This window comes from Wolbachia endosymbiont of Cantharis cryptica, from assembly GCF_964277405.1.
Classification (GTDB): Bacteria; Pseudomonadota; Alphaproteobacteria; order Rickettsiales; family Anaplasmataceae; genus Wolbachia.
The window spans coordinates 264,095-273,259 of sequence record NZ_OZ195521.1 but is presented as its reverse complement, the minus strand read 5'-3'; the positions used below and the strand labels follow the sequence as shown (position 1 = coordinate 273,259).

The following is a 9,165-nucleotide window of genomic DNA, read 5'->3' as shown; positions in this document are numbered from 1 at the left end:
TTCGGTAGAAGTCATAGAGTCCTCTTGATTGAGTTTTATTTCTATAACCTACCCGCAAGAATCGTGCGTGCAGATTTTTGTATGGTCCCAGAGTATAATGGTGTAATATATATAGCTATAGACAAAAACGAACATCACCCAAGTGACTGACATTGAGACTTTTTCTGGTCACAAATTGGGATAACAGGAAGAAAGTTGCAGAAATAATCATTCATCCATATCACTGCTAATATCCTTTATCATACTATAATTACCTTTCCTAAATTTACTCTTTAAAGATGAAACTCCACTTTCGCTAATTCCACTTAAGCTCAATGCTGCTCCACCTAACTGCAACCCTATTTCAGATGTTTCAGGAATAATTTTACTAGCCCCTAGATTTTTATAAACCTCTACATTACTTAGATCTGGTAAGCGTATTATAATATTCACATGCGGAAAATTTGTTGCAACTAGAGAAACAATTTTCTTTATAGTAACTTCGTTCTTGATTGAGATCACGAGAGCTTGAGCTCTTTCTATTCCTACTGATTTTAAAATTTCATATCTTGTAGCATCTCCAAGATATATAGGAAAACTGTCACTTTTTCCCTCCTTGACTATTTTTGATTGAATATCTACAACAACGTAACTTAAATGCTCTGCAGTAAGCATTTTTGTTACCATATATCCCACCCTACCAAATCCAGCAACTATTACATGGTTATAAAGATCTTGTGTATCTGTCTCAACAGCTTCATCATCTAGTATTACTTTCTCAGTGCTAAATGAATTTGCTATCCAATCTCCAAGTCCTGATAAAAGAGGAGTGAAAGCCATAGTTACTGTAGTTACCATCATAAGTACTTGAGCGATTTCACTTGGTAGTACGTCTAGCTCATCTGCTAAGCGAAATAGAATAAATGCAAATTCACCGCCTTGTGCAAGCAGCAACCCAGCTTGTATGGCAGGTGCACTCTTAAACCCAAAAAATCTACACAATATGTATATGATAGATGTTTTTAAAACGATAAGGATGATCGACAATAAAGTAATTAGTGGTAACTTATTGAGTAAGAGTTCGGTATCGATAGACATACCAACAGTCATGAAAAATAAGCCAAGAAACAAATCTTTAAACGGTAATACTGCGTGTTCTACCGAGTGTCTATGTTCTGTTTCTGCAACTAATAATCCAGCAACAAATGCGCCTAGTGCCATCGATAAATGAAATTGCTCAGTAATAAATGCTGCTCCTAATATTATTAAGAGTGTCGTTGATATAAAGACCTCATTACTTTCCATTTTAGCAATAACCGAAAATAAAGGCCTAAGCAACAACCTACCAGTTATAAATATCAGCACTAATGCAATAGCTGCTTGCACTAATGAACCCGCCAATGAGCTTATCAGACTGTTCTCAGAATTGCCAGTAAGTAGGGGCACTAATACTATCAACGGTACCACTGCAAAATCCTGCATTAATAGTACTGCTATCGACAACCTACCAACCTGACTTGCTTGAGAACCTTTTTCCTGCAGAACCTGCAATACTATTGCTGTTGAGGATAATGCAAGCCCACCACCAATAATTACCGCTATATTTGTATTCACCCCAAAAGCAAGGGCGATGCACCATATTGCTACCATAGTAACTATAACTTGAAGAGAACCAAACCCAAATACATGAATACGCATGGCGATAAGGCGTTCAAATGTCAATTCAAGACCTATAATGAATAATAGAAAAACTACGCCAAATTCTGCAAAATTATCCATTACTTCAGCTGAATGTATCAGATTAAATCCATGAGAACCAATCAATGCGCCTGCAACGAAGTAACCGAGTACTGGGCTGATATTCATTTTCCAAAACGCTATGACTATAAACACAGCAGCGGAAAGTAAAATTATAATATCAAACAAATGCTGAGAGCTGCTGTGCATGATATTTAACCTGTAGAATTAGACCATTTAATTGAGCAACCAATACTTGATTTTTGGTCAGCTGGAGAATTGCCAGTTTCTGCAATAAATTTCATAGCCTGGAACAAATCACTACTTCCTATTTTGTAGTTTTGAACTTTTTCTTTTTTTGCATCGTTAAAACGTCCACGATAGCAGAGATTTAAACCAGCATTAAAGCCAAAAAAGTCGGGAGTACAAACAGCACCGTACTCTTCAGTTACTTTCTGTGTATTATCAATCAAATATGGAAATGTAAACTTATTTTTCTTGGCAAAATTAATCATATTTTCAAAGGAATCTTCTTGGTATTCATTTACATCATTTGGCATTATTGCAACAGTATTTACCTGATAATCTTTTTTTAATAAATCAACATCGCTTACCAGATTACTAATAATTGATTGAACATAAGGACAGTGATTGCATATAAACATTATAATAAGACCATTTTTTCCACAGCAGTCACTTAATGTATAGTATTTGTTATCTACCCCCAAAAGATTGAAGTCCTTTGCAGTGAAGTTAAAATCTACTTTAGGAGTATTCAGTGCAACCATAGCTTACAGAGAATTATGTACCACATATAATTTATTATCTTATTACTTAAATGTCAAATAGTTCCTGTGTATACTGTTTGCATATTCTTTTTTAGCATTACAATTATAAAACTTATGTTCATAACTTTCGAAGGAATAGATGGCTCTGGTAAAACAACGCAGTCTGAGTTACTTGCAAATCATTTTAAGCAAATTCACGGCGAAAATAATGTGGTATTGACTCGAGAACCAGGTGGCACTGACTTTGCAGAGAAGATAAGAGGGATACTGCTGAAGGACAATATTGATCCCATCTCTGAACTTTTGCTACTCATCTCAATGAGATATGAACATGTGAAAAAATTAATATTACCAGCTTTAAAAGAAGGAAAGATAGTGATTTGCGATCGGTTTATCGATTCAACTATTGCATATCAAGGATATGGGCTTAGTGTTGATTTAGGGCTAATAAGAGACCTACATAAGTTAGTAAAAATTAAACGTCCAGATGTCACATTCATCCTAGATATTGATATTAAAGTTGGGCTGAGTAGAGCAAAGGATAAGAACAAATATGAAGAGATGAACATTCACTTTTACGATAAGGTTCGAAAAGGATTTCAGGAAATAGCTATAGAAGAGCCCGATAGATGCAGTGTTATCACTGAAATTGAAGCTAAAGACAACAATCAAGTGTATAGTGAAATTATTAGGCTTCTTGCGTAACAAACTTTTGGCAGCGCGTTGGAAAAACTTACTTGACAAACTCCGTCAGCCCTCTTATCATAAAACTGAAGCTATTTTATTTAACTTCGCAATCTCTGCAGCGGATTAAAATGACAAGAAAACTTGTATTTGGCGTACTATTGTTTAATTTTTTGCACTATGTGCACCGTATGTCTTTATAAAATTTCTAGGTTTTTACCTATACAAGCTGAAACGCGCTTATAAAGCGTTCAAGACATCACCCAACGTCAAATTTTAAAATAGAGAGTGTAATAACTAGCTACCACGGGTTTTCTTTGCCTTTTTTTTCTGCTTGGTAAATTTCTTAAATATTTTAGCTAAGGTTAGTTGCACTTAAAAGCAGCTAAATTGCAGCGTTTAAGGCTTAAAAACGCCAATACTGGAAATAGACAGTGACTAGGGTATCTTTTGCCTTTTTTTAGGTTATGTAAGAAGTCTAGTAGTTAACCTCTCTAATTAAAGAGAGGATTTTCTCACTTTTTCTTTGCTTTCATTTTCATCTCTAACAATCTTTTTCCCATTTAATATATCCTTGATTTCATCTCCTGTTAAAGTTTCAAACTCCAGTAAGTTTTCAGCAACAAGATCTAAATTCTTCCTATTTTCTTTGAGAATATTTTTTGCATTTTCATAGCAAGAATACACAATTTGTTTTACTTCTTCATCTATAAGCTTTAATGTATCTTCAGAAATTATGTCAGAGCCCTGAATAGTCTGTTCACGAGTGTGATACACCGGGCCGATTTTATCACTCATTCCCCATTTTGTTACCATAGCACGCGACAGATCCGATGCTTGTTTTATGTCTGAAGATGCTCCACTTGTAACTTTATCATAACCAAAAATCAGCTCTTCTGCCACACGCCCACCCATTGCAACGGTTATATCTGCTATCATCTTTTCCCTTGTGAGAGATACTCTGTCTGTTTCCGGCAACCTCATGACTAAACCTAGGGCTCTACCCCTTGGAATAATAGTTGCTTTATGTATCGGATCGGAGGCAGGCATGTTAACAGCAACTATTGCATGACCAGCTTCATGGTACGCAGTGAGCTTTCTTTCCTCTTCTGTCATAATTAGGGACCGTCTTTCCACGCCCATCATCACTTTATCACGAGCATATTCAAAATCATCCATGGTAACAATCTTCTTGTTTCTTCTTGCGGCAATAAGCGCAGATTCATTCACCAAATTTGCTAAATCAGCCCCTGAAAAACCCGGTGTTCCTCTTGCAACTGTTTTCACATTTACATCGGGTGCCATGGATATTTTCTTTATATGCGTATTTAATATCCTTTCACGCCCATTTATATCGGGTAAAGAAATAGTAATCTGCCGGTCAAAACGACCAGGTCTAAGCAGTGCTGGATCTAAAACATCCGGACGGTTAGTCGCAGCAACTATTATCACACCTTCATTAGACTCAAAGCCATCCATTTCAACTAATAACTGATTTAATGTTTGTTCTCTCTCGTCATTGCCACCACCAAGACCAATTCCACGATGTCTACCCACCGCATCTATCTCATCTATAAAAATTATACAAGGAGCATTTTTCTTGCCTTGATCAAACATATCACGAACACGACTTGCACCAACGCCAACGAACATTTCGACAAAATCAGATCCAGAAATGCTAAAGAATGGCACATTAGCTTCACCAGCAATTGCACGAGCAAGGAGTGTTTTACCGGTCCCAGGAGAACCAATTAAAAGACAGCCTTTTGGTATTTTTCCACCTAATGCTTGAAATTTTTGTCTCTGCTTCAGAAAATCAACAATTTCTACCAACTCTTCCTTTGCTTCATCAATTCCAGCAACATCATCAAATGTCACTTTTTTTCCACTAGTCATAAGCCTAGCTTTTGACTTGCCAAAGCTTATAGTTCTATTGCCTCCTGCTTGTGTTTGCTTTAAAAGGAATAGCAATAAGCCGATAAAGATAAATGTTGGGATCCATTGGATAAGTAACCCACCAATGATACTCATAGCAGAATCTCCAGTTGAAAAGGAGAATTTCACTTTTCTATCATGCAAGCTTTTTATTAAGTCACTATATATAACACCACTTGAGTTAAAGCTTGACCCATCCCTGAACTTGCCTTCAATGCTTTGGTTTTTTATGACAACATTTTCTATATCACTGTCTTCCAGTCTAGTTAAAAATTCTGAAAAAGGTATAGTTGTTTTACTTTTACCTACATTTCCACTAAACTGAATATAAGCAACCGAAATAAGCACAATAATTACTAACCAAATCAATAAGCCTTCTAAAAATTTTTTCATTGTTACTTTTAACTAAATATCAATTAAGCTTACCAAATTTTGTTTTATTATGCTATTAATAAAGCACTGAACCTTATTACTATTGATGCCCTTTCCATTATGATTTACATGAGGGTAAGCAATCACCTTTCCATCTTTTTGTACTGTAGGCAAAGAATAGAAAACTTCAGGGCAGCAATTATAATCTTTTAAAAATTTAGGAATCTTCTGTGTTTTCTTTAACGGAGCAATAGTTACTGAACACTCCTGATTTCCGAATATTGTGCAGCTAAACCTGTTATCCCATTCAATAGGACCATTTAATGGCAAATTTACAGATATTTCTTGTATCTTTGATGGCTCTCTAGTTACCAATATGCTCTCTCCATATTTTCTTATTTTACATTCAGAAAGCGTGCAATGAACATCGTTATCCTTTTGCAATATTTTGTTAAATATTGCAATAAGACTGTTGTATCTTGGTCTATAGTGTTTACTGCTGATTATCATTATAGAGTAAAGAAGAAGCCTCAAAGCTATTTCCTCTGGCAATTTATAAAATTCACTCAGTTTAATTTCAATATAACCAAGATCATGAATATTAACACAGTCATTAAACGCAAGGCGTGTGTAGTGCATCAACGCTTTTGCAGCTCTTTTCATATGAAGGGCTGTGAGGCATATTCGCTCTGTTAAAGTCTCTTGATTATCACTTGCTTTAAGCAAGTTGCGGTATAAAGTGCGCCTATATTTCAAATCTTGATTACTTCTATCTTCAATCCATTTTAGCTGATAAAAATTTGCATACCTTTCTATTTTACTACGACTAAAATTTAACAATGGTCTAAATATATAAATACCATTTAGGAAAGACTTGTAGTCCATTGATGATAATCCATCTATGCCACTACCGCGCTCAAGTCTCAATAGAAATGTTTCTGCTTGATCATCTTTGTGATGAGCAACAAACAAATATTTAACATTATTGTTTTTACACCATTCCGTTAATAGCTTATATCGTGCTTTTCGTGCTTGTGACTGGACGTTACCTTTGATATTTTGCTTCTCCCAGTTTAATATGAACGACTCCTTTACTCCAAGTTCTCTTACATAATTTACAACAAATTCAGCTTCTTTCTGAGACTCTGGACGTAATCCATGATTTACTGTTAATGCTATGGGAAGTGGGTGCTGTGTTTTTTTTGCCCAATTCGTCACTAAATGCAATAAAGTTACACTGTCTACACCACCTGATACTGCAACTGCAACTTTATTGTTGTGGATAGCAAAATCATTGATTACATTTTGAAATAATAACTCTAACTCCATTATGTCTCTTGATGGCCAGGTAGTCTCTACGTCATACCACCCGCGGCGCTAACAAGCAGCGGAATGATGAGTTTTGCCCCCTTTTGTTATCCCAGTACCCTTTCTTTATGTCATCCCAGTGCTTGACACTGGGATCCAGGATTTTTAACGCAAGAAACTATTTCTTTATTCCAGAAAATGAAAATTCCACTCTACGATTTTTGGCATGTTCTTTTTCATACTTAGAATTCTTAGAATCATCTTGTACATAAACCAAAGGCTCAGTTTCACCTCTAGAAGCGGTTTTTATTCTATCTTCTAGGTAAGGTATGCAATTAACCATAAATTTTTTAGCTGCATCTGCCCTTCTAGCACCTAGTGCCACATTGTATTCATAAGAACCACGATTATCAGTATGACCAGTTAAGGTAACCTTCGCGTTAGGGTTATCTTGCAACACTTCCATTACATCAAGTAATGCATCTGCACTTGCTTCAGTGATATTAGATTTATCATAATCAAAGAAAGCTCTTTTTTCACTTATCTGTTTAACAACAGAGTGCATTTTATTTGCCGTATTTACCCTTTTTTTTGGTGGGCAAGAACTTACACCAGTAAGTAGTAAACAAAAACAGCACATTATAACCAGTCTACTCAACATTACTAAACCTCCATAAATTTTAAAATAGTGCGTAACTTTAATTTGTAGCTAATAATCTCTCTATATTGTAATATAGTCAAGAAAAATAAAATACTAAATACTTTTTTACAACCTTACAATTAATTTTCTAATAAGATGCTAGATTTTTGGTGGAAAAATCTAGTTAAAGACATAGAATGTATAATTTTTTATTGTACTTTAAGTAAATATACTTTTAACTTTATTATTAATCTATTGTGATATTAAACAGATGTTTTCTAAAATAATGAACAAATATGAAATCTTATAAGTTTTTAGAGGAAGTATTATATAGGGTAAAGAATATCGAGAATACGCTAAAAGTACTAAACCAAAGCCAATTAAATGTAGAGGATAAAGTCGAACAAATGGGTCTTCTAGAAGAGATTAGACATGAAATTATTTCTCATGACATAATAAAGGAATCATTAGCAGAAGCAGATGCTCCTGACAACAAAAAGAGTGCAAACAGTTGGCAGCTAAAGTTAATAGAGAGAATGCATAAGAGCAACAGTGCTATTCCCATTGATTTAGTAAAATCTTTATCCAAAGCTAAAGTTGAGTGCCAAAATTTATGGAAGCTATCTCATTCTGAAACCAGTAACTTAGAAAAACTAAAAGAACGCTTTGCTGATTTGGTCAAGCTCGTTCGCGAAGTGGCCTCTATAAAATCGCAGCAATTAAAATGCTCAAAATATGACTCACTACTTGCTGACTATGATTCTGATATCACAGAAAAAAATATAAAGGAAATATTTCCTAAAGTAGGCAAATTTTTTAGCGAAAATGTAGGTAAAATAATTGAAAAGCAGACGAGAGACAAAGTTACAAATATACAGAAGGTTGCTACTCAAAAGCAGATTGAACTTGGCTCGTTATGTTTACAGCAAATGGGTGTTACATTACACCGTACTTCTTATCACCAGCCTATATATGACGAATCTGATTTTTGTTGCGGGTTATTTTTACTTTTACGGCATAGTGGTTATGAAATTTATCAAAAATGTTTAGCACAAAATTCTGTAAGTAGCCCAATTACAAAACACGTTATGTATGAAACTCAAGGATTATTCATGGAGAGGATGATTGGAACATCCAGAGAATTTATTGAGTTCATTCAACCGCACATAAAAGAGAAGTTTACTATAAAAGGCAAAACTAGTGCAAAAGTCAGCAGTGTTGAAAATTTATACTTGATTTTCAATAAAATAAATCTTGCCTCTTCTTTGAAGAATGCAGATGAATTTAGTCTGTTAGCTCACATCATGCTGAGAACCAGATTAGAACAGAATATAATAAATGGTACGTTAGAGGTCCAAGATCTGCACGATGCATGGCTGGAAGGCATGGAGCATTATAAAATTCCAGTAAAAGCTAAAAATGAGCTAGACACTTATTTTCAAGATGAATACTGGGCAAACGGGGTTATGGGTTGTTTTCCCATTAAAATTATGGCTTTAATTACTGCTGTACAGATTTTTTCTTTCATCAAAAATAATCATTACGAATTTTTAGGTGCTATAATAAAAGGAGATTTTAGTTTACTTATCAGTTGGTTATCCCAAAATATATACAGTGCAAAGTGTGGTTTTTTGGATCTGCTAAAAAAAGTAACAGGCAAGGGGTTAGACATTGAGTGCTGTACTAGTTACTTGTCTGAAAAGTATAATTTATCTCAATAAA

Annotated in this window: 7 protein-coding genes; 2 read left to right on the top strand and 5 right to left on the bottom strand. The window is 34.8% G+C overall.

Annotated features, from left to right (window positions below):
- Positions 1-207 precede the first annotated feature (207 nt).
- Together ACICP6_RS01300 and ACICP6_RS01295 are read right to left on the bottom strand one after the other, a co-directional pair.
- Positions 208-1,926 (bottom strand): monovalent cation:proton antiporter-2 (CPA2) family protein, encoded by a 1,719-nt coding sequence (locus tag ACICP6_RS01300; RefSeq protein WP_395463310.1) that lies wholly within the window; start codon positions 1,924-1,926, stop codon positions 208-210.
- Between the two features lie 5 nt (positions 1,927-1,931).
- On the bottom strand, positions 1,932-2,504 hold the full coding sequence (locus ACICP6_RS01295; protein WP_395463309.1) for a thioredoxin family protein: 573 nt from the start codon (positions 2,502-2,504) through the stop codon (positions 1,932-1,934).
- Positions 2,505-2,618: 114 nt separating this feature from the next.
- Here ACICP6_RS01295 and tmk point away from each other — a divergent pair, with 114 nt between their 5' ends.
- The gene (gene tmk / locus ACICP6_RS01290) at positions 2,619-3,209 is read left to right on the top strand and encodes a dTMP kinase (RefSeq protein ID WP_395463308.1); all 591 of its coding nucleotides are present in this window, start codon (positions 2,619-2,621) and stop codon (positions 3,207-3,209) included.
- Positions 3,210-3,686: 477 nt separating this feature from the next.
- On the opposite strand, the gene ftsH is transcribed toward tmk, so the two are convergent.
- The 3 genes from ftsH to ACICP6_RS01275 form a co-directional block, all read right to left on the bottom strand.
- Positions 3,687-5,516 carry an ATP-dependent zinc metalloprotease FtsH gene (ftsH, locus tag ACICP6_RS01285; RefSeq protein ID WP_395463307.1) on the bottom strand — a complete coding sequence of 610 codons (1,830 nt, stop codon included), beginning with the start codon at positions 5,514-5,516 and terminating at the stop codon, positions 3,687-3,689.
- 12 nt (positions 5,517-5,528) lie between these two features.
- Positions 5,529-6,824, bottom strand: coding sequence for a tRNA lysidine(34) synthetase TilS (tilS, locus tag ACICP6_RS01280; RefSeq protein ID WP_395463306.1), 1,296 nt, complete (start codon positions 6,822-6,824; stop codon positions 5,529-5,531).
- A 157-nt stretch (positions 6,825-6,981) separates the two neighbouring features.
- Positions 6,982-7,464, bottom strand: a complete 483-nt coding sequence (locus ACICP6_RS01275) for an OmpA family protein (RefSeq protein ID WP_395463305.1) — start codon at positions 7,462-7,464, stop codon at positions 6,982-6,984.
- A gap of 275 nt (positions 7,465-7,739) precedes the next feature.
- Between ACICP6_RS01275 and ACICP6_RS01270 the strand changes: the two genes are divergently transcribed.
- Positions 7,740-9,164 (top strand): carboxypeptidase, encoded by a 1,425-nt coding sequence (locus ACICP6_RS01270; protein WP_395463304.1) that lies wholly within the window; start codon positions 7,740-7,742, stop codon positions 9,162-9,164.
- The last annotated feature ends 1 nt before the right edge of the window (position 9,165 follow it).

Bases quoted from the DNA above. Each gene is read 5' to 3' on its own strand.
- ACICP6_RS01300 (WP_395463310.1), bottom strand. From the start codon at position 1,926: ATGCACAGCAGCTCTCAGCATTTGTTTGATATTATAATTTTACTTTCC.
- ACICP6_RS01295 (WP_395463309.1), bottom strand. From the start codon at position 2,504: ATGGTTGCACTGAATACTCCTAAAGTAGATTTTAACTTCACTGCAAAG.
- tmk (WP_395463308.1), top strand. From the start codon at position 2,619: ATGTTCATAACTTTCGAAGGAATAGATGGCTCTGGTAAAACAACGCAG.
- ftsH (WP_395463307.1), bottom strand. From the start codon at position 5,516: ATGAAAAAATTTTTAGAAGGCTTATTGATTTGGTTAGTAATTATTGTG.
- tilS (WP_395463306.1), bottom strand. From the start codon at position 6,824: ATGGAGTTAGAGTTATTATTTCAAAATGTAATCAATGATTTTGCTATC.
- ACICP6_RS01275 (WP_395463305.1), bottom strand. From the start codon at position 7,464: ATGTTGAGTAGACTGGTTATAATGTGCTGTTTTTGTTTACTACTTACT.
- ACICP6_RS01270 (WP_395463304.1), top strand. From the start codon at position 7,740: ATGAAATCTTATAAGTTTTTAGAGGAAGTATTATATAGGGTAAAGAAT.